General features: G+C 70.1%; 20 protein-coding genes. 18 read left to right on the top strand and 2 right to left on the bottom strand.

All coding sequences use genetic code 11. From position 1 onward, the window contains the following. The first annotated feature begins 8 nt into the window (after positions 1–8). The 9 genes from carA to NVV99_RS02160 all read left to right on the top strand — a co-directional run bounded on the left by carA (position 9) and on the right by NVV99_RS02160 (position 11,786). Positions 9–1,193: a glutamine-hydrolyzing carbamoyl-phosphate synthase small subunit gene (gene carA / locus NVV99_RS02200; RefSeq protein ID WP_006551447.1), complete on the top strand. Its 1,185-nt coding sequence runs from the start codon at positions 9–11 to the stop codon at positions 1,191–1,193. Then, complete coding sequence (gene carB, locus NVV99_RS02195; RefSeq protein WP_024100785.1) at positions 1,193–4,537, top strand: carbamoyl-phosphate synthase large subunit; 3,345 nt, start codon at positions 1,193–1,195, stop codon at positions 4,535–4,537. Before carA ends, carB begins: the two co-directional genes overlap by 1 nt. Then, positions 4,534–5,376, top strand: coding sequence for an orotidine-5'-phosphate decarboxylase (pyrF, locus tag NVV99_RS02190; RefSeq protein WP_024100786.1), 843 nt, complete (start codon positions 4,534–4,536; stop codon positions 5,374–5,376). The genes carB and pyrF overlap by 4 nt, the downstream gene beginning before the upstream one ends. Positions 5,377–5,805: 429 nt before the next feature. Continuing rightward, entirely contained in the window at positions 5,806–6,126 is a 321-nt protein-coding gene (gene mihF, locus NVV99_RS02185; protein ID WP_006551450.1) for an integration host factor, actinobacterial type, read from the top strand. Between the two features lie 64 nt (positions 6,127–6,190). Further along, entirely contained in the window at positions 6,191–6,742 is a 552-nt protein-coding gene (gene gmk / locus NVV99_RS02180) for a guanylate kinase (protein WP_041803328.1), read from the top strand. A gap of 76 nt (positions 6,743–6,818) precedes the next feature. Beyond that, positions 6,819–7,121: a DNA-directed RNA polymerase subunit omega gene (gene rpoZ, locus NVV99_RS02175; RefSeq protein WP_006551452.1), complete on the top strand. Its 303-nt coding sequence runs from the start codon at positions 6,819–6,821 to the stop codon at positions 7,119–7,121. Further along, positions 7,118–8,401: a bifunctional phosphopantothenoylcysteine decarboxylase/phosphopantothenate--cysteine ligase CoaBC gene (gene coaBC / locus NVV99_RS02170; RefSeq protein WP_041803329.1), complete on the top strand. Its 1,284-nt coding sequence runs from the start codon at positions 7,118–7,120 to the stop codon at positions 8,399–8,401. The genes rpoZ and coaBC overlap by 4 nt, the downstream gene beginning before the upstream one ends. A 134-nt stretch (positions 8,402–8,535) precedes the next feature. Then, positions 8,536–9,750 carry a methionine adenosyltransferase gene (metK, locus tag NVV99_RS02165; protein ID WP_024100789.1) on the top strand — a complete coding sequence of 405 codons (1,215 nt, stop codon included), beginning with the start codon at positions 8,536–8,538 and terminating at the stop codon, positions 9,748–9,750. A 17-nt stretch (positions 9,751–9,767) separates the two neighbouring features. Further along, positions 9,768–11,786, top strand: coding sequence for a primosomal protein N' (locus tag NVV99_RS02160; protein ID WP_024100790.1), 2,019 nt, complete (start codon positions 9,768–9,770; stop codon positions 11,784–11,786). A 37-nt stretch (positions 11,787–11,823) separates the two neighbouring features. Here the strand turns inward: NVV99_RS02160 and NVV99_RS02155 are convergent, their stop codons facing one another. After that, positions 11,824–12,399, bottom strand: a complete 576-nt coding sequence (locus NVV99_RS02155) for a hemerythrin domain-containing protein (RefSeq protein WP_260782745.1) — start codon at positions 12,397–12,399, stop codon at positions 11,824–11,826. Between the two features lie 317 nt (positions 12,400–12,716). Between NVV99_RS02155 and NVV99_RS02150 the strand changes: the two genes are divergently transcribed. The 9 genes from NVV99_RS02150 (at position 12,717) to NVV99_RS02110 (ending at position 22,886) form a co-directional block, all read left to right on the top strand. Beyond that, on the top strand, positions 12,717–13,748 hold the full coding sequence (locus NVV99_RS02150) for a triacylglycerol lipase (protein ID WP_006551456.1): 1,032 nt from the start codon (positions 12,717–12,719) through the stop codon (positions 13,746–13,748). Between the two features lie 210 nt (positions 13,749–13,958). Next, entirely contained in the window at positions 13,959–14,879 is a 921-nt protein-coding gene (gene fmt / locus NVV99_RS02145; RefSeq protein ID WP_024100791.1) for a methionyl-tRNA formyltransferase, read from the top strand. Continuing rightward, a complete protein-coding gene (locus tag NVV99_RS02140) occupies positions 14,876–16,357 on the top strand; it encodes an RsmB/NOP family class I SAM-dependent RNA methyltransferase (protein WP_024100792.1) in 1,482 nt (493 codons plus the stop codon). The genes fmt and NVV99_RS02140 overlap by 4 nt, the downstream gene beginning before the upstream one ends. A gap of 105 nt (positions 16,358–16,462) precedes the next feature. Next, positions 16,463–16,867 carry a hypothetical protein gene (locus tag NVV99_RS02135; protein ID WP_228045031.1) on the top strand — a complete coding sequence of 135 codons (405 nt, stop codon included), beginning with the start codon at positions 16,463–16,465 and terminating at the stop codon, positions 16,865–16,867. Beyond that, positions 16,857–18,455 carry a cell wall metabolism sensor histidine kinase WalK gene (locus NVV99_RS02130; RefSeq protein ID WP_024100793.1) on the top strand — a complete coding sequence of 533 codons (1,599 nt, stop codon included), beginning with the start codon at positions 16,857–16,859 and terminating at the stop codon, positions 18,453–18,455. The genes NVV99_RS02135 and NVV99_RS02130 overlap by 11 nt, the downstream gene beginning before the upstream one ends. Further along, positions 18,452–19,114, top strand: coding sequence for a response regulator transcription factor (locus tag NVV99_RS02125; protein WP_006551461.1), 663 nt, complete (start codon positions 18,452–18,454; stop codon positions 19,112–19,114). Before NVV99_RS02130 ends, NVV99_RS02125 begins: the two co-directional genes overlap by 4 nt. Continuing rightward, the gene (locus tag NVV99_RS02120) at positions 19,111–20,613 is read left to right on the top strand and encodes an SLC13 family permease (RefSeq protein WP_006551462.1); all 1,503 of its coding nucleotides are present in this window, start codon (positions 19,111–19,113) and stop codon (positions 20,611–20,613) included. Before NVV99_RS02125 ends, NVV99_RS02120 begins: the two co-directional genes overlap by 4 nt. Before the next feature lie 62 nt (positions 20,614–20,675). Next, positions 20,676–21,911: a glycerate kinase gene (locus NVV99_RS02115; RefSeq protein WP_024100794.1), complete on the top strand. Its 1,236-nt coding sequence runs from the start codon at positions 20,676–20,678 to the stop codon at positions 21,909–21,911. A gap of 45 nt (positions 21,912–21,956) precedes the next feature. Then, positions 21,957–22,886, top strand: coding sequence for a 1-phosphofructokinase family hexose kinase (locus NVV99_RS02110; RefSeq protein WP_006551464.1), 930 nt, complete (start codon positions 21,957–21,959; stop codon positions 22,884–22,886). 31 nt (positions 22,887–22,917) lie between these two features. Here NVV99_RS02110 and NVV99_RS02105 read toward each other — a convergent pair whose 3' ends face one another. Continuing rightward, on the bottom strand, positions 22,918–23,475 hold the full coding sequence (locus tag NVV99_RS02105) for a glyoxalase/bleomycin resistance/extradiol dioxygenase family protein (protein ID WP_024100795.1): 558 nt from the start codon (positions 23,473–23,475) through the stop codon (positions 22,918–22,920). Positions 23,476–23,625: the final 150 nt, after the last annotated feature.

Here is a 23,625-nt window from a genome sequence, read left to right as displayed (position 1 = left end):
GACAACGCATGAGCGGCAGAACATTCGGCGGCGGCACGGCTGTGCTGGTCCTCGAGGACGGACGGGTCTTCCGCGGCATCCCCTTCGGTGCGGTCGGACAGACCCTCGGCGAGGCCGTCTTCAGCACGGGCATGACCGGCTACCAGGAGACCCTCACCGACCCCAGCTACCACCGGCAGATCGTGGTGGCCACGGCACCGCAGATCGGCAACACCGGCTGGAACCACGAGGACAACGAGTCCGTCGGCCCCACCGGCGATCACGCCGAGTCCAAGATCTGGGTGGCCGGCTTCATCGTCCGCGACCCCTCGCGTCGCGTGTCGAGCTGGCGTGCCACCGGCTCGCTGCAAGACGAACTCGAGCGGCAGAACATCGTGGGTCTCGCGGGCATCGACACCCGCGCACTCGTGCGGCACCTGCGCACCCGCGGTTCGATGCGCGCCGGCATCTTCTCCGGCGACGCCCTCGCCTGGAAGGGTGACGACCTCGACATCGACGTCCTGCTCGACCGGGTGAAGAGCCAGCCCTCGATGCTCGGCGCCGACCTCGCCGGCGAGGTGAGCACCACCTCCGGCTACGTCGTCGAACCGACCGACGGCGAGGCCCGCTTCACCGTCGCGGCCATCGACCTCGGCATCAAGACCAACACCCCGCGCATGTTCGCCCAGCGCGGCATCCGTGTGCACGTGCTGCCGTCCACCGCGACGCTGCACGACATCCTCGACCTGAAGGCCGACGGCGTCTTCCTGTCCAACGGGCCGGGCGACCCGGCGACCGCCGACGGCGCGGTGCACCTGACCAAGGAGGTGCTCGGCCAGGGTCTGCCCCTGTTCGGCATCTGCTTCGGCAACCAGATCCTCGGCCGCGCACTCGGCCTGGGCACCTACAAGATGAAGTTCGGTCACCGCGGTATCAACATCCCGGTGGTCGAGCACGAGACCGGCCGCATCGCGATCACCGCGCAGAACCACGGGTTCGCGCTCGAAGGTGAGGCCGGCCAGGAGTTCGACACACCGTTCGGTCGCGCGGTCGTCAGCCACACCTGCGCCAACGACGGTGCGGTCGAGGGCGTCAAGCTCCTCGACGGCCGTGCCTTCTCCGTGCAGTACCACCCCGAAGCGGCGGCCGGACCGCACGACGCCGCCTACCTGTTCGATCGTTTCACCCGCATGCTCGAGGGAGAGAAGAACTGATGCCACGCCGTACCGACCTCTCCCACGTCCTGGTCATCGGGTCCGGCCCGATCGTCATCGGACAGGCCTGCGAGTTCGACTACTCGGGCACCCAGGCGTGCCGGGTGCTCCGCGAGGAGGGCCTGCGCGTCTCCCTGGTGAACTCGAACCCGGCCACGATCATGACCGACCCCGAGTTCGCCGACTCGACCTACATCGAGCCGATCACCGCCGACTACGTCGAGAAGGTCATCGCGACCGAGCAGGCCAACGGCACCCCGATCGACGCGGTCCTCGCGACCCTCGGCGGCCAGACCGCCCTCAACACCGCCGTCGCGCTGTCCGAGCGCGGCATCCTCGACAAGTACGGCGTCGAACTCATCGGTGCCGACTTCGACGCGATCCAGCGCGGCGAGGATCGGCAGAAGTTCAAGGACATCGTCGCCAAGTGCGGTGGCGAGTCCGCCCGCTCGGCCGTCTGCTACACGATGGACGAGGTCCGCGCGACCGTCGCCGAACTCGGCTTCCCGGTCGTCGTGCGCCCTTCCTTCACGATGGGTGGCCTCGGCTCCGGCATGGCCTACGACGACGCCGACCTCGAGCGCATCGCCGGTGGCGGCCTCGCGGCCTCGCCCACCGCGAACGTGCTCATCGAGGAGTCCATCCTCGGCTGGAAGGAATACGAGCTCGAGCTCATGCGCGACGGCGCCGACAACGTCGTCATCGTCTGCTCGATCGAGAACGTCGACCCGGTCGGTGTGCACACCGGCGACTCGGTGACCGTCGCTCCCGCGATGACCCTCACCGACCGCGAGTACCAGAAGATGCGCGACCTCTCGATCGCCATCCTGCGCGAGGTCGGTGTCGACACCGGCGGCTGCAACATCCAGTTCGCGATGGATCCGCGCGACGGCCGGCTCGTCGTCATCGAGATGAACCCGCGCGTGTCGCGGTCGTCGGCGCTCGCGTCGAAGGCCACCGGCTACCCGATCGCGAAGATGGCCGCCAAGCTCGCCATCGGCTACACCCTCGACGAGATCGTCAACGACATCACCAAGGAAACGCCGGCCTGCTTCGAACCGAGCCTCGACTACGTCGTGGTCAAGGCCCCGCGGTTCGCGTTCGAGAAGTTCCCCGGTGCCGACGGCACTCTCACCACCACCATGAAGTCGGTCGGTGAGGCCATGTCGATCGGCCGCAACTTCACCGAGGCCTTCGGCAAGGTGCTGCGCTCGCTCGAGACCAAGTCCGCCGGTTTCTGGACCGGCCCCGAGGTCGAGGGCACCCTCGAGGAGATCCTCGAAGAGATCCGCACTCCCACGGACGGCCGGTTCTACCGGATCGCCCGGGCGCTCGAGCTCGGCGCGACCGTCGAGCAGCTCTTCGACGCCACGAAGATCGACCCGTGGTTCCTCGAGCAGTTCGCGTACATCGTCGAGCTGGGCGAGGACGTCCGCACGGCCGAGCAGTTCGGTGCCACCGAGCTGCGCTATGCGAAGCACCACGGTTTCTCCGACCGGCAGATCGCGGCGCTGCGCCCGGCACAGTTCGCCTCCGAGGACGATGTCCGTGCCCTCCGTCAGGAGCTGGGCGTCCACCCGGTCTACAAGACCGTGGACACCTGCGCGGCCGAGTTCGAGGCGAAGACGCCGTACCACTACTCGACCTACGAGCTCGACCCCGCGGCCGAGACCGAGGTCGTCGAGCAGCGCGACAAGCCCAAGGTGCTCATCCTCGGTTCCGGCCCGAACCGCATCGGCCAGGGCATCGAGTTCGACTACTCGTGCGTCCACGCCGCGCTGACGCTGTCGGAGGCCGGTTACGAGACCGTGATGGTCAACTGCAACCCCGAGACGGTCTCGACCGACTACGACACCGCCGATCGCCTGTACTTCGAGCCGCTGACCTTCGAGGACGTCCTCGAGGTCTACCGCGCCGAGTGCGAGTCCGGCACCGTCGCCGGCGTCATCGTCCAGCTGGGCGGCCAGACCCCGCTCGGCCTGGCGCGTCGACTGAAGGCCGCCGGGGTGCCGATCGTCGGTACCTCGCCCGAGGCCATCGACCTCGCGGAGGACCGCGGCGAGTTCGGTCGCGTGCTCGACGAGGCCGACCTGCCGGCCGCGAAGTACGGCACGGCCACCACCTTCGAGGGTGCGCGCGAGATCGCCGCCGGCATCGGATACCCGGTGCTGGTGCGCCCGTCCTACGTGCTCGGTGGTCGCGGCATGGAGATCGTCTACGACGAGAAGGCGCTCGAGACCTACATCTCCAACGCCACCGAGATCTCCGACGACCGCCCCGTGCTCGTCGACCGCTTCCTCGACGACGCCGTCGAGATCGATGTCGACGCGCTGTGCGACGGCACCGACGTGTACATCGGCGGAATCATGGAGCACATCGAGGAGGCCGGCATCCACTCCGGCGACTCGGCCTGTGCGCTGCCGCCGATCACTCTGGGCCGCGCCGACATCGAGAACGTCCGCCGCTCGACGGCCGCGCTCGCGAAGGGCATCGGCGTCAAGGGCCTGCTCAACGTCCAGTACGCGCTCAAGGACGACATCCTCTACGTCCTCGAGGCGAACCCCCGGGCCTCCCGCACGGTGCCGTTCGTCTCCAAGGCCACCGCGGTGCAGCTCGCCAAGGCCTGCGCCCGGGTGATGCTCGGCGAGTCCATCGCCGAGCTGCGTGCCGCGGGCATCCTCCCGGCCGAGGGCGACGGCAGCGACATCCCGCTCGACGCACCGGTCGCGGTGAAGGAAGCGGTGCTGCCCTTCAACCGGTTCCGGCGTGCCGACGGCACGGGCATCGACACCCTGCTCAGCCCGGAGATGAAGTCCACCGGTGAGGTCATGGGCCTCGACGACGACTTCGGAACCGCGTTCGCGAAGAGCCAGACCGCCGCCTACGGCTCCCTGCCGACCTCGGGCACGGTCTTCGTCTCGCTCGCGAACAAGGACAAGCGGTCGATGATCTTCCCGGTCAAGCACCTCGCCGACCTGGGCTTCCACATCATGGCTACCGTGGGAACGGCAGAAGTGCTGCGCCGCAACGGTGTTCCCTGCGAGCAGGTCCACAAGGTCTCCGGCGAGGACAAGCCGGAAGGCGCACTCGACGTCGTCGACCGCATCCGCGCCGGAGACGTGGACATGGTCATCAACACCCCCTGGGGCAACGCCGGTCCGCGTGTGGACGGCTACGAGATCCGCAGTGCGGCGGTCGCCGCGAACATCCCGTGCGTCACCACGGTGCAGGGTGCCTCCGCGGCCGTGCAGGGTATCGAGGCGGCACTGCGCGGTGAGATCGGAGTCAGCTCGATCCAGCGGATGCACGCGCGGCTGCGCGGCGTACCCGCCGAACAGGCGTGACACCCTTCGGGCAGCGACTCGCGGACGCTCTCGGGCGCCGCGGGCCGCTGTGCGTGGGCATCGACCCGCACCCGGGGCTCCTCACCGCGTGGGGGCTCGGCGACGACGTCGACGGCCTGGCCCGGTTCAGCGAACTGTGCGTCGAGGCCTTCGGCGACACCGTCGCGGTCGTCAAGCCGCAGGTGGCGTTCTTCGAGGCCTACGGCTCCGCCGGTCTCGCGGTGCTCGAACGCACCATCGCCGACCTGGGGGATGCGGGGGTGCTCGTCCTCGCGGACGCCAAGCGCGGCGACATCGGCTCCACGATGGACGCCTATGCGCGCACCTGGCTGTCGGACGGCTCTCCGCTGTGCTCGGACGCGGTGACCGTCTCCCCGTACCTGGGATTCGGCTCGCTCGCTCCGGCGCTCGATCTGGCCGCCGGAACGGGCCGCGGGGTGTTCGTGCTCGCGGCGACCTCCAATCCCGAGGGTGCCCAGTTCCAGCGCGCGCGGCTCGACGACGGGCGCACCGTCGCGCAGGCCGTGGTGGACGAGTGCGTTGACCGCAACAGCGCTGCCCGCACGGACGGGGCCGCAGGGCTCGGCTCCGTGGGTGTGGTGGTCGGTGCGACCCTTACCGAGGCGCCGGACCTGTCCGACCTTCACGGGCCTATCCTGATGCCCGGAGTGGGGGCCCAAGGCGGCACCGCCGACGACGTGCGACGACTCGCAGGCGACCACCTGCGCGCGGTCGTGCCCAACGTCTCACGCGACGTGCTGCGGGCCGGCCCGTCCGTCGCCGACCTGCGGGCCGCCGTCACCCGCACGCTGGACGGCTTCGCCTTCCTGACGGACTGAGACGTTCGACTCTCGTGCCCGGATCGCCACGCGCGGTCCGGGCACGAGTCGTACATACCGCTCGTATGCACTCTGACCTGCGCTCGGAGTGGCGCGACACGCGGAATGGGAAAAAAATTTCTCGGCCCGCCGAGGCGCCGGAACAGTGGGCCGGTGAGTAGGGGAGCCGCCCGACCCGATGCGTCCCCCTCCGTCGCAGCAGATTACCGGTGACCTGGGGTTTTTCTCTGTTGGGGCAGTTCGTGGCGATGCCTGGACGCCGATCGGGGGGTGCGGGATCCACTGCGGGAACGGCGTGCACTACCGCACGGATTTTCGAGCGGATCGCCGGGGGGTGGGTTCGCATTCGTCGGTGGTCGTGAGTACGGTCGCTATCGCCGCTGGTTACAGCGGTGAAGACTCGAAAGCCAACGATGAGACGGAGGAACCGTGGCCCTTCCCCAGCTGACCGATGAGCAGCGCGCCGCTGCTCTGGAGAAGGCGGCTGCTGCCCGTCGTGCCCGGGCTGAGCTCAAGGAGCGCCTCAAGCGCGGCGGCACCGACCTCAAGCAGGTGCTCAAGGACGCCGAGAACGACGAGATCCTCGGCAAGATGAAGGTGTCGGCGCTGCTCGAGGCCCTGCCGAAGGTCGGCAAGGTCAAGGCGCAGGAAATCATGACCGAGCTGGAGATCGCCCCGACCCGCCGTCTGCGCGGCCTCGGCGACCGTCAGCGCAAGGCCCTGCTCGCCAGGTTCGATTTCGACGCCTGAGCACGTGGTAGCTGACGCACGACCCGTGACGGACAGCGCACCCGCAACGCGGAGGGGCCGGCTGGTGGTACTGGCCGGACCCTCCGCGGTGGGTAAGTCGACCGTCGTACGCCTTCTGCGGAGCCGGATCCCGGATCTGCACTTCAGTGTCTCGGCCACCACCCGGGACCCGCGACCGGGTGAGGTGGACGGGGTGGACTACCACTTCGTCGGCCGCGCCGAGTTCGACCGGATGATCGAAGCCGGTGAACTGCTCGAATGGGCCGACATCCATGGCGGCCTGCAGCGATCGGGTACTCCGGCCAAACCGGTGCTCGACGCACTCGCCGAGGGGCATCCGGTGCTCGTGGAGGTCGACCTCGCGGGAGCGCGGGCCGTCCGTGCGGCGATGCAGGACGCGGTCCTCGTCTTTCTCGCCCCGCCCAGTTGGGAGGTGCTCGTCGAGCGCCTCACCGGCCGAGGCACCGAAACCGACGAGGTCGTCGCTCGCAGGCTCGATACCGCCCGCAGCGAACTGGCCGCGCAGGACGAGTTCGACGTCGTGATCGTCAACGACGATGTCGACCGGGCCTGCGATGAATTGGTATCCTTGTTGGTTGGACCCGGAGCCGACTGATCCGTCCGCGCCTCGAGCGCATCCGGCTGCCGGTTCCGGCGCCCTCCCATCCCGCGACCTCTCAGGAGAACACCGAGTGAGCAGCATCCAGGCAGCCGCGACCGACCTCGAGGGCAACACCCTTCCGGTCTACGACACCCCCACGGGTATCACCAACCCGCCTATCGACGAGCTGCTCGAGCGCGCCTCCTCGAAGTACGCGCTGGTGATCTACGCCGCCAAGCGGGCACGCCAGATCAACGACTACTACAACCAACTCGGCGACGGCATCCTCGAGTACGTCGGCCCCCTCGTGGAGCCGGGTCTGCAGGAGAAGCCGCTGTCGATCGCCCTGCGCGAGATCCACTCGGATCTGCTCGAGCACACCGAAGGCGAGTGAGCAACCCCGCTTCGAGCGGCGAGGCCGGATCCGTGCAGCGCCGCCGCATCGTCGTCGGTGTCGCCGGTGGCATCGCCGCCTACAAGTCCTGCGCACTGATCCGGGCCTTCACCGAGAGCGGACACCACGTGCGGGTCGTCCCGACGGAGTCCGCCCTCGAATTCGTCGGGCGCGCCACCTTCGAGGCGCTCTCCGGCAATCCCGTGCAGACCGGTGTGTTCGCCGAGGTGCCGCAGGTGCAGCACGTCCGGCTCGGCCAGGAGGCCGACCTCGTCGTCGTCGCTCCGGCCACCGCCGACCTCATGGCGCGGGCGGTCGCGGGTCGCGCCGACGACCTCCTCACGGCCACCCTGCTCACCGCGCGGTGCCCCGTGATGTTCGTGCCCGCGATGCACACCGAGATGTGGGAGCATCCCGCGACCGTCGACAACGTCGCGACGCTGCGTCGCCGCGGTGCCGTGGTCGTCGAACCGGCCTCGGGTCGGCTGACGGGCAAGGACACCGGTGCCGGGCGCATGCCCGAACCCGACGAGATCTTCAATCTGGCCTCGCTGCTGCTCGAGCGGGCCGACGCGCTGCCCCGCGACCTCGCCGGTCGCCGCATCGTCGTGTCCGCCGGCGGTACCCGTGAGCCCCTCGACCCGGTGCGCTTCCTCGGCAACCGGTCGTCCGGCAAGCAGGGCTACGCGCTCGCCCGTCTCGCCGCTCAGCGCGGCGCCGACGTCACGCTCGTCGCCGGCAGCGTCTCGGGTCTCGACGACCCGGCCGCGGTCGACGTCGTGCGCGTCCAGACGGCCGCTCAGATGCAGGACGCCGTCGCCAAGCACGCCTCGGGTGCCGACGCGGTCATCATGTCCGCGGCCGTTGCCGATTTCCGGCCCTTCACCTTCGCGACCAGCAAGATCAAGAAAGGTGAGGGCGAACCCGATTCCATCGCGCTGACGAAGAACGACGACATCCTCGCCGGTCTCGTCCGAGCGCGTGCCGAAGGCGGCCTGTCCGCCGAGACGGTCATCGTCGGGTTCGCAGCGGAGACCGGCGACGAACACGGAGACGTGCTCACCTACGCCCGCGAGAAGCTCGCCCGCAAGGGATGCGATCTTCTCGTCGTCAACGCCGTCGGCGAAGGTAAGGCCTTCGAGGTCGACGACAACAACGGCTGGTTGCTGTCCGCGGACGGTTCGGAAACCGCCCTCGCCCACGGGTCGAAGGCCCTCATGGCCAGCCGCGTGCTCGACGCGCTGGGACCTCTGCTGGCGGAACGCAGCAGAATCGGGTGATTTCAATACTCGCGCCGACGCCTGCGGAGCAGTAGCGTCGGCACTGCGATCGGGTCCTGCCGACCCGATCGGGGAGCGCATGCTCCATACGGTTTGTCCGTCCAGCGCCTGGCGCACAGTCGAGAGGGAGTTTCGTGAGCAAGACCGGCGGTCGTCTTTTCACCAGTGAGTCCGTGACCGAAGGGCATCCGGACAAGATCTGTGACGCGATCAGCGACTCGGTTCTCGACGCGCTCCTCACCGAGGATCCTCGTGCCCGGGTAGCGGTGGAAACCCTCGTCACCACGGGCCAGGTGCACGTGGTCGGTGAGGTCACCACCTCGGCATACGCCGACATCCCCAAGATCGTCCGCGATCGGGTGCTCGAGATCGGCTACGACTCGTCGTCGAAGGGCTTCGACGGCAACTCCTGCGGTGTCAACATCGCGATCGGCGCGCAGTCGCCCGAGATCGCCGGCGGCGTCGACGTCTCGCACGAGGCGCGCAGCGGTGTGCTCACCGACGACGAGGTCGCCCGCCAGGGCGCCGGCGACCAGGGCCTGATGTTCGGCTACGCCTGCTCCGATACGCCCGAACTCATGCCGCTGCCGATCTCTCTCGCACATCGCCTGTCGCGCCGGCTCACCGAGGTCCGCAAGTCGGGGGTTCTGCCGTACCTGCGTCCCGACGGCAAGACCCAGGTCACCATCGAGTACGACGGCGACAAGCCCGTCCGTCTCGACACGATCGTCATCTCGACGCAGCACGCCGCCGACATCGATCTGAACAACCTGCTCGCGCCGGATCTGCGCACCCACGTCGTCGACGCGGTGCTCGCCGACCCGAACCTGGCCGATCTCGACACGGCCGATGTGCGTCTGCTGGTCAACCCGTCCGGATCGTTCGTCCTCGGCGGCCCGATGGGCGACGCCGGCCTCACCGGCCGCAAGATCATCGTCGACACCTACGGCGGCATGGCCCGCCACGGTGGTGGCGCGTTCTCCGGCAAGGATCCGTCGAAGGTCGACCGTTCGGCCGCCTACGCGATGCGCTGGGTCGCCAAGACCGCCGTCGCCGCCGGTCTCGCCGACCGCATCGAGGTGCAGGTCGCCTACGCGATCGGCAAGGCTGCTCCGGTGGGTCTGTTCGTCGAGACCTTCGGCACCGAGAAGACCGACCCGGCCCGCATCCAGCAGGCCATCGGCGAGGTCTTCGACCTGCGCCCGGGCGCGATCATCCGTGATCTCGACCTGCTGCGCCCGATCTACGCGCAGACCGCTGCGTACGGCCACTTCGGCCGTACCGACATCGACCTGCCGTGGGAGAACACCGACCGCGCCGACAAGCTGCGCGCGGCCGCCGGTCTGTAGATTCCGATCGGGCCCGGGTGGCTGCTGATTTCGACGCCGCCGAGGTCGATCCGGTTGCGCGGGTTCTCCCGCTGCTACCGGTTCCGCACCTCGACCGGGAGTTCGACTACCTGATCCCGCGCGACCTGGACGCGGACGCCCGCCCGGGCGTCCGCGTCCGCGTCCGCTTCGCCGGACGTCTCGTCGACGGTTTCCTGCTCGCACGCGCCGCGACGAGCGATCACACCGGCAAGCTCGGCCGACTCGACCGCGTCGTCTCGTCCGAGCAGGTCCTCACGCCCGAGATCGCTGCTCTGGCAGAGGAAGTCGCGACCCGCTATGCCGGGACCCGGGCCGACGTGCTGCGTCTGGCGGTACCTCCGCGACACGCACGTGTCGAAGCCGAGGCGTCGCGCCCACCGGAACCTCCGCCTGTTCCGGAGATCGATCCTGCCGCGTGGGGCCGGTACCGGCACGGCGAGAACTTCCTCGAAGCGCTCGGCGGCGGCCGCGCCCCGCGCGCGTCCTGGCAGGCGCTGCCCGGTGAGGATTGGCCCCGACGGCTCGCCGAACTCGCCGCACTGACCCTCGCCTCGGGGAAGGCGGCCGTGCTCGTCGTTCCCGACCAGCGTGACCTCGACCGTCTCGTGAAGGCGTGTGCAGACGTCGCCGGGGCCGATCACGTCGTCGGCCTCGCCGCCGGCCTCGGACCGGCCGAACGGTATCGACGCTGGCTTGCGGCGCTGCGCGGATCCGCGCGCATCGTCGTCGGGACCCGGGCCGCCGTCTTCGCCCCGACCCCCGATCTCGGGCTCCTCGTGGTGTGGGACGACGGCGACGACCTGCACTGCGAACCACGGTCCCCGTATCCGCACGCCCGCGAAGTGGCTGCTCTGCGCGCCCACGCGGTCGGTGCCGCCATCGTGATCGCCGGGCACGCCCGCACCGCGGAGACCCAGGCGCTCGTCGAGGCCGGCTGGGCACACGATCTCGTGGCACCCCGCGACGTCGTACGGGCGTGCGCGCCGAAGGTCACGGCCCTCGCCGACAGCGACCACGCACTCGCACGGGATCTGGCCGCGCGTGCCGCGCGACTGCCTGCCATCGCGTTCGCCGCCGCCCGATCCGCTCTCGCGGTCGACCGCCCGGTGCTCGTGCAGGTACCGCGGCGCGGATACGTGCCCGCGCTCGCGTGCGGAAAGTGCCGGGCACCCGCCCGCTGCCGGCACTGCAACGGCCCGCTCGCACTGCCCACGGCGGCCGGTCCCGACGGTGCCGCGATCCCGGCATGCCGCTGGTGCGGTGTCGCCGATGCGCGTCACCGCTGCCACGCGTGCGGCGCGCGCTCGTTGCGGGCCGTGGTGGTCGGGGCGGCTCGCACCGCCGAAGAACTGGGCCGCGCCTTCCCGGGCGTGCCGGTCGTGACCTCCGGCGGCAACGACGTCAAGCACACCGTGCCCGGTTCGGCGTCGCTCGTCGTCTCCACCGTGGGCGCCGAACCCGTCGCCGAGGGCGGTTACGGGGCGGCGCTGCTCCTGGACGGGTGGGCCCTGCTCGGCCGTGCCGATCTGCGCGCCACCGAGGAGACGATGCGCCGCTGGCTCACCGCATCGGCGCTCGTACGGTCGTTCGCCGACGGGGGACAGGTCGTGGTCGTCGCCGATTCCGGGATCCCCACCGTGCAGGCGCTCGTGCGTTGGGATCCTGTGGGACACGCCCAGTCCGAGGTCTCCGAACGAGCCGAGGTCGGTTTCCCGCCCGCGGTCCACATGGCCGCGATCGACGGGTCGTCCGCGGCGGTCGCCGAACTGCTCGAGGCCACACACCTGCCCGAGGGAGCCGAGGTGCTCGGGCCCGTGCCGCTCCCGCCGGGGCAACGACTGCCGTTCGGATCCGAAGGACCCGAACCGGAGGACGTGCACCGGATGATCGTGCGGGTCGCACGCGAGCGCGGTCGCGCACTCGGTCGCGCCCTGCGCGACGCCCAGGCCACCCGCACGGCGCGTCGCGCGGACGGTCCGCTGCGGGTTCAGGTGGATCCGCCGCGTATCGGCTGACCCGGCCGCGGAGGGGGCGCGGATCTCCACTGCCGGCCTAGGCCGCTTTCGGAATCGGTTGCGACGGAATGGATGCGGCGTCCGTACCCTTCCACAGCGCCGCGAAGTCGTGGCGATGTCGTATGCCGAGGATGCGCAGCAGGACGAAACGCGGTACGGGCGGCACGAGGTGCACGACGTGATCGCGCGAGGAGTCGTCGAGACCGTCGATGAGCCAGTTCCCTTCCTTGCCGAGCTGCTGCATCCCCTTCGGCTCGATATTGAACTCCTGGTCCCACGCGCGCCACTGCGCGTCGGTGATGCTGGTCGAGACCAGTGGCATCATCTCCCGCTCCTCACGTTCGAGATGGGGGAGCAGAACCTCGGACAAGCGGGACAGTGCTGCACCGAGTGCTTCGCCGGAGCCGGGGCGGTCGGCGCGGAGATCGCGTGCCGCCTCCTCGACTGGGGCGATCGCAGGCTCGATGGTGCGGTGGTCGGCGTTCATCCTCTCCACGAGCGGTGCCGCGTCGGGATTGCACTGCATCACACGCGGATAGAGCCCACGGTCCTCGAACCAGTGGTGATGGTGAAGGAAATCCATCATCCACAACACGTGGTGGGCGAGAGCCACTCGGTGGGTCTGCTGCCATGTCTTCGTCGAGGTGGCGACCTCATGCGGAGGAGGTCGCGGCGGAGGGCGGAGTGCGCGATTCCCATGATTCGGGTATCGGCGGATCCGTCGGGATCGGTGGAGTGTCCGTCGACGGAGGCTGTTCCCAGTGTCGATCCGGCATGGACCGAGAGCAAGACCCGCCGGCTGCTGCCGTACATACGGACGACAGCGACACGCGTTGCCGGGGATGTTATTTGTCACAGTAACGGAGCCGGTGATTGTGACCGATCTACTTCCGTAGGTGCCGGAGAGGCGCAGGAGGAGAGGGCGGACGAATGGGTGCCGGGCGGAGTGTCGGTGGTGTCGTCGGAGCGTGTGTCGTCGCGATGCTGACTGTGGGTGCAGCGGCACTGACTGTGGGCGCAGCGGCGGCGCAGCCGCTCCCGTCCGACGACGGACCGATCCTCGGTCTCGGGGAAGGGTCGTACAGCAGCGTGCCCGTCCCGGCGGGACCGGTGGCCACCGGGCACGCCGAAGCGGCCGAATACGCCGAGAACAACCCCGATGTCGCCCCCGCCGGTAGCAACGACTTCGCGTGCGTGCCGTCCGAGGAGCGCCCTCATCCGGTGGTGCTCGCGCACGGCACCGATTCCAACGCCTACTCCGACTTCGCTGCGCTCTCGCCGCTGCTCGCCGCGTCAGGCTGGTGCGTATTCGCCCTGAACTACGGGTTCGCCGACGGTGCCGAGGACTACGGCACGGGCGACATCCGCGTCTCCGCAGCACAGTTCGGTGAGTTCGTCACCGAGGTCCTCGACGCCACCGGTGCGGAGGAGGTCGACGTCGTCGGCTACTCACAGGGAGCCACGGTGGCCCGCTATTACATCAACGAACTCGGGGGTGGCGAGGTCGTCGACCGGTGGGTGGGGATCGCGTCGCCGAGCTACGGAGGCACCTTCTACGGCATCGGGGCCGCCGTCGCCGCGCTGCCCGGAGCGACCGACATCGTCGAGGGCGAGTTCTCCGTCGCCCTCGTGCAGCAGCTTCAGGGGTCGGAACTGCTCACCGAACTCAACACACCCACCGACACCGTGCCCGGCGTGCGCTACACGACCATCGGTAGCGAGGTCGACGAGGTCATCCAGCCCGCCGGCAATGTCGCACTCCATGGTGAGGGCGCCGTCAATCACGTGATCCAGGAGCTGTGCCCGCAAGATCTGACCGGCCACTTCAACATGGTCTACGACCCCTTCTCGCTGCAGCTCGCGCGGCACGCGCTCGACCCCGACCGGTACGCGATCGGGGAGTGCACCACCGTCGCGCTCGGCACCGGTATCCCCGAACTGATCCTCCAGTCCAACACCTGAGCGCGGGCGCTCGGGCTCCGACGCCTGAGCTCCATGCTCTCCGGTGCCGGCCTCCGCGAGGTGACCGCCCGGCGCGGTGATGCAGGTCGCACGACGTCGACTCCCTAGACTGTGAGAGGTCATCGCCGTCGAAAACTGGAGCAGCATCCGTGACATCCCCGCACAGTCCACACGCAGCGCACCCCACCTCCTGCTCGGCGGTGCTCTGACATGCGCGTGGTCTTCGCGGGAACACCGGAACCCGCCGTCCCGTCGCTGCTCCGCCTCATCGAGTCACGCCACGAGGTCGTCGCGGTGGTCACCCGCCCCGACACCACCGCCGGTCGCGGCCGGAAGGTCGTGCGATCCGCCGTGGGGCAGATCGCCGACGAACACGGCATCGAGGTCCTCACGCCGCGCTCGCCGCGCGACCCCGAGTTCGTCGCGCGACTGACCGAACTCGCACCCGACTGCTGCCCCGTGGTGGCCTACGGGGCCCTGATCCCGCAGGACGTCCTGGACATCCCTGTGCACGGATGGGTGAACCTCCATTTCTCGCTGCTGCCCGCCTGGCGCGGCGCGGCGCCCGTGCAGGCGGCGATCGCTGCCGGTGACGAGATCACCGGAGCGAGCACCTTCCGGCTCGAGGCCGGCCTCGACACCGGTCCGGTCTACGGCGTCGTCACCGAGACGATCCGTCCCACCGACACCGCCGGCGACCTGCTCGGCCGCCTCGCCGAGGTCGGTGCGACGCTGCTCGAATCCACCCTCGACGGCCTCGAAGACGGCATCCTCACGCCCGCACCGCAGCCGGCCGACGGCGTCTCGCACGCGCCCAAGGTCACCGTCGAGGCCGCCCAGGTGCAGTGGACACTCCCCGCACACGTCGTCGACCGGCGAATTCGCGCCGTCACGCCCGCTCCGGGTGCGTGGACGATGATCGGCGACCTGCGCGTGAAGATCGGTCCCGTGACGGTGACCGACGAGACCCTCGAACCCGGTGAGCTCGACATCCGCAAGGACGGCGTGCTCGTCGGTACCGCTACCACTGCCGTCCGGCTCGGGACGGTGCAACCGCCCGGGAAGAAGGCGATGACAGCCACGGACTGGGCGCGCGGCGCCCGTCTCGACCCGAAGGTGCGTGCGCGATGAGCGAATCCGGCAGGCCCCCGCGGGGCAAGCGCAATGCCGGAGGACGGAACCCCGCAGGTCGCGGGGGACGCAGCGGCGGTGGGAAGCCGAACCGCAATCCGGCGTCCGAACACGCCCCCCGACCGTGGAAGCCTCCCGCCGACCCCGCACGTGTCGCCGCGCGGGACGTGCTGCGCGCCGTGCGCGAACGGGACGCCTACGCCAATCTCGTTCTCCCGTCGCTGCTCCGGGAGCGGCATCTCGACGCGCGCGACGCCGCCCTGGCCACCGAGCTCACCTACGGCGCGGCCCGCGCGCGAGGCCTGCTGGACGCCGTGATCGCCGACGCCGCGAACCGTCCCGTCGACGAGATCGACGGCGCGCTGCTCGACGTACTGCGTCTGGGTGCCTACCAGTTGCTGCGCACGCGCGTCGCCCCGCACGCCGCCGTCGCCACGAGCGTCGACCTCGTCCGGGCCGAATTCGGATCGGGCCGAGCAGGTTTCGTCAACGCGGTGCTTCGTCGTGTGGGTGAGCGTTCGGAGGAAGAGTGGATCACGCTGATCGCCCCCGACCCGGACCGCGACCCGGTGGGTCACCTGGCCTTCCGGTACGCGCACCCCCTGTGGATCGCGCAAGCGTTCGCCCACGCGCTCGGATCGGATGCCTCCGAACTCGCCGACGTCCTCGCCGCCGACGACGCGCGCCCGATCGTCCACCTCGTCGCCCGGCCCGGGGTTATCACCGCGGAGGAACTCGCGCTCGTCACCGGCGGTGAGCTCGGACCGTGGTCGCCCTATGCGGTGCACCTCGAGCACGGCGACCCCGGCCGCCTCGAACCCGTCCGGGAAGGCATGGCCGCAGTCCAGGACGAAGGCAGCCAGCTCGTCGCACGTGCCCTCACCCTCGCACCCCTCGCCGGCGAGGACCGGGGCCGCTGGCTCGACCTGTGCGCGGGACCGGGCGGAAAGGCGGCGCTGCTCGGCGCCATCGCCGCGATCGACGGGTTCGCCGTCGACGCGGTCGAACCGGTCGACCACCGCGCGGAACTCGTCCGCAAGACCGCCCGCGACCTGCCGGTGACCGTGCACATCGCCGACGGGCGCGAGCCCGGACTCGAGCCGGGCTACGACCGGATCCTCGTGGACGCACCCTGCACGGGTCTCGGCGCGTTGCGTCGGCGTCCCGAGGCGCGGTGGCGACGGCAACCCGGCGACGTCGCCGAACTCGTGCGGCTGCAGAAGGAACTGCTCGCATCGGCGATCGGACTGCTGCGTCCCGGTGGTGTGGTGCTCTACTCGACGTGTTCACCGCACGTCTCGGAGACCGTCGCCGTCGTGTCCGACGCGGTGCGCCGCCACGGTGTCGAACAGCTCGACACCCGCGAACTCGTCCCCGGCGTGCCGCAGGTCGGGGAGGGGCCGGGAGTCCAGCTCTGGCCGCACCGCCACGGCACCGACGCCATGTTCATGGCTGCGCTGCGTAAACCCGAGCGCTGATCGCGACCGCCGGACACGGATCGTCGTGTCCGGCGCCGGGGAAGATGAAAGTCTTCTCATCCGGTCTTCACGATCGATTCACTCCGGTGCAGGATGCTGTTCTCCATGCCGGTGATGAAACGCATGCTCGTGATCGCAGCGCTGCTGCTGATCCCGGCGGCCCTCGCGTGGGGGAGCCAGGCCCTGACACGACCGGCGGGCTCCCCCGAGATCGGTGATGCATCGGTCACCGTCTCCGTCGTGCCGACCACGACCGAGCCCGCGGCGCCGTCCCCCGGGGCCGAGGCGCCCGAGGTACGACCCGAACCCGAGCAGGAGTCGGCGTCCGCACCGTCGGTCCCCGGCACGCAGACATCCCCGCCTGCCGTTGTGCCGGCCCCGGTTCCCGACCCGGGCTGGTCCGACGTCGCGCGTCAGCCCCTGCCGACCCCTCAGGTCGAGTGGGACGACGACTGGGACGACGACGGCGACGACAGTGGGGACGACGACTGGGACGACGATGACGACTGAGTCCGGGAAGCCGGCCGGGACGGAGCGCACCGGTCACCTCCGCATCCCTCACCCCGGTCGCGGATCCGCTCTCCCTGCCCGGTGGCGCATCCTCAGCTGGATCCTGCTGACCACGGCCGTCGCGCTCGTCGCCGTCGTCGTCACCGCGCGGGTGCTGCTCCTCAACCACGTCGACCGAGATGCGAATGCCGACATCACTCAGGAGATCGACGAATTCCGGGCATTCGCCGCCGAGGGCGTCGACCCCACCACGACGTTCCCGTTCACCTCCGTGGAGCGGATGCTCGAGGTCTATCTCAACCGCCAGCACACCTCGGAGGGCGAGGTGATCGTCGGCGTCGTCGACGGTTCGCTGCTCTTCGACCGCCGTATCGCGGTGGACCGGCCCGACCTGCCGGCGAACCTCACCGAGGACGGTGTGATGTTCGAGCGCATCCTCAACGCCCCCAGCGGCTCGGGCGTCCACGAGGTGGACGGTGGACAGATGCGCTGGGCCCGCGCCGACGTCACCTCCGGCGACGACCGGGGCGCGCTGATCGTCGCCGTGTTCACCGCCGAGCAGCGCGCGAAGGTCGCCGACACCGCCCGCACCATCGGATTGGTCGCGATCGGCGGCCTCGGTCTCACGGCGATCATCGGCTGGCTGGTCGCAGGACAGATCCTCGCCCCGATCCGCCAGGTGCGCGAGGTGGCCGCCGCCATCGGCGAGAAGGATCTGACGAGTCGGGTGCCCGTGCACGGACGCGACGACATCGCCGCACTGGCACAGACCTTCAACTCGATGCTCGACCGCCTCGAACAGGCCTACACCACGCAGCAGCAGTTCGTCGACGACGCCGGCCACGAACTGCGGACACCGATCACCGTGATCCGCGGGCACCTCGAACTCATGGATCTCGGTCACGCCGACGACGCGACGCGCGAGGAGACGATCCGGCTCGTCGAGGACGAACTCGACCGGATGGCGCGGATCGTCACCGACCTGCTCGTCCTCGCCAAGGCCGAGCGCCCCGACTTCGTGCAGCGACGACCGGTCGACGTCACCGACCTCATGCTCGACGTCGAGGCCAAGGCGCAGATGCTCGGCACCCGCGACTGGCAGCTCATGGAGATCGCCGAGGGCATGGCCGACATCGACGCCCAACGCGTCACCCAGGCCGTGCTGCAGTACGCGACCAATGCCGTCACGCACACCCACCCTGGGGACGTCATCCAGCTCGGATCCGTCTTCGTCGAGCACGACGGCACCGAGCACCTCCGGATCTGGGTCCGGGACACCGGACCCGGGGTCGCTCCGGACGACGCGGCACGCATCTTCGAACGCTTCCGCCGCGGACGCACCGTCCCCGGTGACCGGCACGGACCCGCCGCCGAACGAGGCGGGGCGGGTCTCGGACTCGCCATCGTCCGCGCCATCGCCGACGCGCACCACGGCTCGGCTTGGGTCGAGAGCGCGGTCGGGCACGGCGCGACCTTCGGTATCGACCTCCCCCTACGAGACCCCGCAGGAACCACCGGCACGACCGGCACGACCGGCACGGCCGGTTCCCCCGGTACAGCCGAGACTCGAAGGACCGCATCGCAGTGAGCAGAATCCTCATCGCCGAAGACGACACCCGCATCACCGCCTTCCTCGAGAAGGGGCTGCGCGCAGCGGGATACACCACCACCGACGCCACCGACGGCGAGACCGCCCTGATGCTCGCTCGCAGTGGCGCCTTCGATCTGGTGATCCTCGACATCGGGTTGCCCCGCATGGACGGCTTCACCGTCCTCGAGAGGTTGCGCGGTGAAGGTGTGCGGACCCCCGTGATCGTGCTGACCGCGCGAGACAGCGTCACCGATACCGTCGCGGGGCTCGAGGGCGGTGCCAACGACTATGTGAGCAAACCGTTCCAGTTCGCCGAACTGCTCGCCCGCATCCGGTTGCGCATCGGCGACAGCAGCTCGGCTGCCGATCCGGCAGCGGTGATCCGCGACGGCGACATGGCTCTGGACCTGCGGGCCCGACGCGCCGAGATCGCAGGGGAGAGCGCCGATCTCACCAGCCGCGAGTTCGCCCTGTTCGAGGTCTTCCTGCGTCACCGCGGGCAGGTGCTCTCCCGCGAACAGATCCTCGGGCACGTGTGGGGATACGACTTCGATCCCGCGTCCAACGTCGTCGACGTCTACGTGCGCGCACTGCGCAACAAGATCGGGGGAGACCGGGTCGAGACGATCCGCGGAGCGGGGTACCGGTTGCGATGACCTTCCACGCCACCGTCCCGCCGAGCTCCGTTGCGCCACAGCAGCGTCCGCCGCGCAGACACACCGCCCCGACGCCCGGCCGGATCGTCGCGGTCGGGATACTCGCCGGCACCGTCGGTCTCCTCGTGTATCTCACGCGCACCGACCCCGACCTGACGCCTCCGGCCGCCGTCACCATGATCGTGTTCGTCGTGGCCGTCTGGCTGTGGGTGTTCACGAGGATCGACGACACCTATGTGGCGCTCGGCGCTGCCGCGGCCCTCACGGTCGTCGGGGTCATCGACGCGGAGGCACTGTTCGCGACCCTCGGCGACGACGTCGTGTGGCTCCTGTTGTCCGCTTTCGTGATCGCCTCCGGTGTCGCGTCCTCGGGTTTGGCGACGCGCGGCGCGGCCTTCCTGGTGACGGGGGCGCACAGCCCGCGGGCGCTCGTGCACCTGGTGACGGCCGCGCTGATCGTCACCGCGTTCGCGGTCCCGTCGACCTCCGGTCGCGCCGCACTGGTGCTCCCGGTGTTCGTCGCGCTCGCGACGGTCCTCGCAGACCGGCCACGACTGGTGCGGGCACTCGCGTTGCTCTTCCCCACGGTGATCCTGCTGTCGGCGGTGGCGTCGCTGCTCGGCGCCGGTGCGCACCTGATCACCTCGCAGATCCTCGTCACGGCGACCGGCACCGGATTCGACTTCGCGACCTGGATGATCCTCGGCCTGCCGCTGGCGATCGTCTCGTCGCACGCCGCCGCCGAACTGGTGCTGCTGCTGTTCACCTCCACCGACGATCGGCGCGGACGCCTCACCGTCACCGCCGCCGACATCGGCGCGCAGGCCGACACCCCGGTCTGCGGGCCGCTCTCCGTCGCCGAATCCCGCGCCGCCCTTCTGCTGGTCGTGGTGATGGTGCTGTGGTGCACCGAACCCGTACACGGCATCCACCCGGCGGTGGTGGCGCTGCTCGGTGCGCTCGTCGCGACCTCCCCGCGGTACGGCTCCGTGCGTCTCGCGCCTGCGCTGAAGACCGTGCCGTGGCCTCTGCTGCTGTTCATGGCGGCAACGCTGTCGATCGGTACCGCGCTGACGACGAGCGGCGCGGCGGACTGGCTCGCATCGACGGCTTTCGGCCCGCTCACCTCGCGCGGAGAGGGTGCCGGTCCGTTGTTCGTGGTCGTCGTGGTCGTGATCTCCGCTGCGGCGCACCTGGTCATCCAGTCGCGCTCGGCCCGTTCCGCCGTTCTCGTTCCCGTCGTGGTGGCACTCGCCCCGAGCGCAGGTGTCGATCCGCTCGCCGCGGCCTTCGTCTCGACGGCCGCCGCAGGCTTCTGCCACACCCTGCCGTCGTCGGCCAAGCCCGTGACGCTGTTCGCGGACGTGCCCGGCACATCCACCTACTCGACCTCCGACCTGTTGCGCCTGGCAGCGCGGCTCGGCCCGCTCCTCGCCGCGCTGGTCCTGTTGTTCGCGTGGTTCGTCTGGCCGCTGCTCGGCCTGTCGCTGTTCGTCTGAGCCCTGTTCCCTCCCCCGTTGTCCCGTTCCACGGTCTGTCCCGTTTCACGATCGGAGTCGTCATGGCTTTGAAGGTTCCTCATCGCGTGCTCGTCGCACCCAGCGGTTTCAAGGAGAGTCTCGATGCGCGCAGCGTCGCCGCTGCGATCGGTGCGGGAGTCCGCCGGGCTCTGCCGTGCGCCGCCGTCGACCTCGTGCCTGTTCCGGACGGCGGGGAGGGCACCGCCGAGATCCTTGCCGAGGCGACCGGCGGCACGCTCGTCCCGGTCACCGTGACCGGTCCCGTCGGCGAGCCGGTGCGGGCGAGCTGGGCGCGTCTCGGTGGTGTCACCCGCGGGACGGCGGTCGTCGAGATGGCCTCGGCCGCCGGCCTTCGTCTCGTGCCCACCGATCGCCGTGATCCCGGTGCCACCACCACCCGCGGGGTCGGTGAACTCGTTGCCGCGGCACTCGACGACGGCATCCGCCGCATCGTCATCGGCTGCGGCGACTCGGGCACCAGCGACGGCGGAGCCGGGGCACTGCGAGCACTCGGCGCCCGGATCCTCGACGCCGACAGCCACGAACTGCCCTACGGGGGACGGCACCTCGCGCGCGCCGCGCGTCTCGATCTCGACGATCTGCACCCGGCGCTCGCCGACACCGAGATCGTCCTGGCCTGCAACGTCCACAACGTCCTGTGTGGGCCGACCGGTGTCGCTCGGGTCTTCGGCCCGCAGAAGGGCGCGACACCCGCGCAGGTCGAGGAGCTGTCCACCGCTCTGGAGCGCTGGGCGAAGGTGCTCGAACGGGACGGGCGGGCACACGGGCTGGATGTGCGGTTCGGGGCGGGCACCGGCGCCTCAGGCGGCCTCGGTGCCGGTCTGGCCGCGGGCATCGGCGCCCGGATCGCCTCCCGGTTCGACGTGCTGCTCGACAGCGGCCTGTCCGGTATCGATCTCGACTCCCTGATCGCGCGCGCCGATCTGATCATCACCGCCGAGGGCAGCATCGACGTCCAGACCCCGCGCGGCAAGGTGCCCGCGGAGGTCGCCCGCCGCGCCCAGCGCGCCGGGGTGCCGGTGCTCGCCATCGCCGGGTCGCTCGGCGAGGGGGCGCGCGACGTCCACGACGTCGGAATCGGCGCGATCGCGTCGATCATCCCCGTCCCGATGCGCCTCGAGGACGCCGTCGCCAACGGTCACGACCTGCTCGTCGACGCCGCCGCGCGGTCCATGCGTCTGCTGATGCTCGGCTCCGCCGTGGCGAGTCGCAGCAAGGGCCGGGCGAAGAAGCGCAAGCACCGGGCGGCGGCGTGATGCAGTTCCGCGCGCGGCCGGCCGGGGCCGAATAGGGTTCCGGTCATGCCCGAGATCGTCACCCTGACCATGAACCCGGCACTCGACGTCACGACCTTCACCGACGCGGTGGTGCCCACCCGCAAGCTCCGCTGCGACGAACCGTTCTACGACGCCGGCGGGGGAGGAGTGAACGTCGCGAAGGTCGCGCGCGTGCTCGGTGCCTCGGCCGCCGCCGTCTATCCGGCCGGTGGTGCGCGAGGTGAACAGATGAGCGGTCTGCTCGACGACGACGACGTCGAGGAACACATCGTCCCGATCACCGGGTCCACCCGAGAGTGCTTCACGGCGATCGACCGTCGCAGCGGTCAGGAATACCGTTTCGTCACACCCGGTCCCGAGCTGACGGACGAGGAGCAGGAACGCTGCCTCGCGACACTCGAGAAGGTCGCCGAAGGCGCGAAGTACGTGGTGGCGAGCGGCAGCTTCCCGCCCGGTGTACCCGGCACCTTCGTCCGACGCATCGCGGCGGCGGCGCACGAGGCCGGCGCGCGGTTCGTCCTCGACTCGTCGGGCGATGCGCTGACCAGCATCGATTCGGGTGTCTACCTCGTCAAACCGAGCCTGGACGAGTTGTGCGAGTGGACCGGGCGGGAGCTGGCCACCGACGACGAGCAGATCGCGGCCGCGCGCGAACTCGTCACCTCCGGTGTCACGGAGATCGTGGTCGTCTCGCTCGGCGCAGACGGGGCGATCATGGTGACCGCCGACGAGGCCGTGCGGGTGCCGGCCCTGGCGGCCAAGGTGCGCAGCGCCGTCGGAGCCGGCGACAGCATGGTCGCCGGACTCGTCGTCGGACTGCTGCAGGAACGATCGTTGCGGGACGCGCTTGCTCTCGGGATCGCCTGCGGCACCGCGGCACTGCTCACCGCCGGAAGCCACGTCTGCCACCGCGAGGACATCGATCGTTTCGACGCCCTCGCCCGCCTGGTCTGACGACCCGCGGCGCCGGTCCGGCGACCGCCGGTCACACTGCGCGAGACCGTGGATCCCGCAGGGTACGAACGGCTTCGGTGAGTGTCGAGTGGATGTACCCGAGTTCCGGACTCGCGATGTGCGACCAGTCCGCCGACTCGTCCGCTGCCGCATCGTCCGTCCACGCGGATGTGTCGGCGCCGGGATCGTGCCGCTGGATCCACCAGAGATTGCCGGACGGATCCGAGAACCGGGCGAGGACATCGCCGAAGAAGTCCGTAGGCCGTGTGACGATCGCCGCGCCGTACTGCGTGGCGCGTTCGAGGACGGCATCGACGTCGTGCACGTGGACCCGTACGAAGGCGGGGGTGAAGGGCCAGTCCGGTTTCCGGTCGGCGACCACGAGCACGGAGTCGCCGACCCGCACCTCCGAGTGGAGGAGGAGCCCGTCGTGGTCGAGGGTGCGCGCTTCGGGCACCTCCTCGGCCTCGAAGACGGCGACGAGGAAGTCGACGAGTTCGGTTGCTCCGTCGGAGATCAGGAAGGTGTCGACGGTGTTCGATCCGTCCGGACGGGGAGGGAGGGATTCGCGGTGATGGAGATCGGTCACGATGATCCTCGAGTTCGTAGTTCGTAGGTGACTGCCAGCCTTTCGGGTATTGCGGCCACTTGGTGGCACCAATGCGCCCGAGATCGGAGATTCCCGGCCGGGTTCGGCTGCGTGCGGCGGGTGCGACGCAGGTCCGACCCGGTGGAGGGC

This window comes from Rhodococcus sp. PAE-6 (genome assembly GCF_025290685.1).
GTDB classification, from domain to species: Bacteria; Actinomycetota; Actinomycetes; order Mycobacteriales; family Mycobacteriaceae; genus Rhodococcus; species Rhodococcus pyridinivorans.
Note: the sequence above shows the minus strand (reverse complement) of the source record. Positions and strands in the feature narration are given on the sequence as shown.

Coding starts and splice junctions, on each gene's coding strand:
- carB (WP_024100785.1), top strand. CDS start 1,193: ATGCCACGCCGTACCGACCTCTCCCACGTCCTGGTCATCGGGTCCGGC.
- NVV99_RS02120 (WP_006551462.1), top strand. CDS start 19,111: ATGACCTTCCACGCCACCGTCCCGCCGAGCTCCGTTGCGCCACAGCAG.
- NVV99_RS02135 (WP_228045031.1), top strand. CDS start 16,463: ATGCCGGTGATGAAACGCATGCTCGTGATCGCAGCGCTGCTGCTGATC.
- NVV99_RS02130 (WP_024100793.1), top strand. CDS start 16,857: ATGACGACTGAGTCCGGGAAGCCGGCCGGGACGGAGCGCACCGGTCAC.
- NVV99_RS02150 (WP_006551456.1), top strand. CDS start 12,717: ATGGGTGCCGGGCGGAGTGTCGGTGGTGTCGTCGGAGCGTGTGTCGTC.
- carA (WP_006551447.1), top strand. CDS start 9: ATGAGCGGCAGAACATTCGGCGGCGGCACGGCTGTGCTGGTCCTCGAG.
- NVV99_RS02110 (WP_006551464.1), top strand. CDS start 21,957: ATGCCCGAGATCGTCACCCTGACCATGAACCCGGCACTCGACGTCACG.
- NVV99_RS02140 (WP_024100792.1), top strand. CDS start 14,876: ATGAGCGAATCCGGCAGGCCCCCGCGGGGCAAGCGCAATGCCGGAGGA.
- NVV99_RS02115 (WP_024100794.1), top strand. CDS start 20,676: ATGGCTTTGAAGGTTCCTCATCGCGTGCTCGTCGCACCCAGCGGTTTC.
- fmt (WP_024100791.1), top strand. CDS start 13,959: ATGCGCGTGGTCTTCGCGGGAACACCGGAACCCGCCGTCCCGTCGCTG.